Annotated in this window: 2 protein-coding genes; one reads left to right on the plus strand and one right to left on the minus strand. The window is 50.2% G+C overall.

All coding sequences use genetic code 11. From position 1 onward, the window contains the following. Positions 1–291 (plus strand): hypothetical protein (locus ABEA58_RS14310; protein ID WP_345552590.1); only part of this gene is annotated, 291 nt, incomplete at its 5' end. 755 nt (positions 292–1,046) lie between these two features. Here ABEA58_RS14310 and ABEA58_RS14315 read toward each other — a convergent pair. Continuing rightward, on the minus strand, positions 1,047–1,401 hold a 355-nt coding region (locus tag ABEA58_RS14315), incomplete at its 5' end, for an RHS repeat domain-containing protein (RefSeq protein WP_345552592.1).

Here is a 1,401-nt window from a genome sequence, read left to right on the forward strand (position 1 = left end):
ATCCACTTTTTTGATGCGGTTGCCACTGGCATCGTAGGCATACGAATCGGTTTCGCTGGCCAGAATCTTGTTGAAGGGGTCGTACTGCTGGCCGCCCTCCAGCCGGTTGCCATTGGCATCGTAGGCAGAGTTGAAGGATTCCTGACCATGAACAGCAGCGCTCAGGCGATTGGCATCGTCATAATAATTGGGGTCAGAGTAAAATTAAGGCGTAGAATCCCGCTGAACATCTCTTGCGGGCCACAGGTATTTTTTCAGGCCACTCACTGTAACCTGAAAAAGAGATTATAAAAAGTAGAGGGAAATCCCTGATGGGATTTCTAAGGATCGAGCAAAAAAATAGGCGTCATAATTTACTATGACCCTAATTTTTCTGACTGCAAAGTTTTGTTTTTCTTATCTATCCACGTTCCAGCCGCGACTCAGCAGTGGGAGCGTTTGCAAATACGATGGCAGCTTGCGCTTGGACGGGCATTCCCAAAAACGCTGTCAGAGATAAAGCTTGCAGGGCGTGCCTTGCAGGAAGAGCAATGAAAAGCGAAAAGCCCAGGCCAGGAGCCACCAGGCCGCCACTTTCCACAACGAAAGCCGGCACCTCATACTTGCAGATTCTATTAAGCAGCACCTTCGCGTAGCGAATTCTCGGCCGGACACAGCGTCAGTCGAGCCCCCCAAGTAAATTCCGTGTGCGCGGCGAATATAGAATCCCGCTGAACATCTCTTGCGGGCCATAGCCACTTTTTCAGGCCACTCACTGTGACCTGAAAAAGAGATTATAAAAAGAAGAGGAAAATCACCGATGGGGTTTATCAGGATCGGACAGAAAAAATAGGCGTCATAATTTTACTCTGACCCCAATTTTCGCAATTTTCGACCCCAATTTTCAATTTTAATCAGCCTGGGCATCAGGCTGCACACTGATTTTCTGACCCACAGTTAAATCAACTTGCAACGCCCACAAAAAGATAACCTCTCCCTGGCTGCGGTCTATACAAAGCAGCCAGAGGAGTAGTTTTATGAAAGTCGCCCGAGTTCAGCCGAAAAAATTAGCGCCAAAATTTGACTCTGACCCCATTTTTTCCGGATTTCTGGATACGGCGGCCAAACGCATCATACCGGTAGCTGGCGGTGACCGTGGGCGGCGCTCCTTCTGCCGGTCGCCGCACCAGGGCCGTCAGGCGGTTGAGGGCATCGTACTGGTATTCAGTAATTTCGCCCGACTGCGAATCCACTTTTTTGATACGGTTGCCACTGGCATCGTAGGCATACGAGTTGGTTTCGCTGGCCAGAATCTTGTTGAAGGGGTCGTACTGCTGGCCGCCCTCCAGCCGGTTGCCATTGGCATCGTAGGCATAGTTGAAGGATTCCTGACCATGAACAGCAGCGCTCAGGCGATTGGCA

Source organism: Microbulbifer aestuariivivens, from assembly GCF_039545115.1.
Classification (GTDB): domain Bacteria; phylum Pseudomonadota; class Gammaproteobacteria; order Pseudomonadales; family Cellvibrionaceae; genus Microbulbifer; species Microbulbifer aestuariivivens.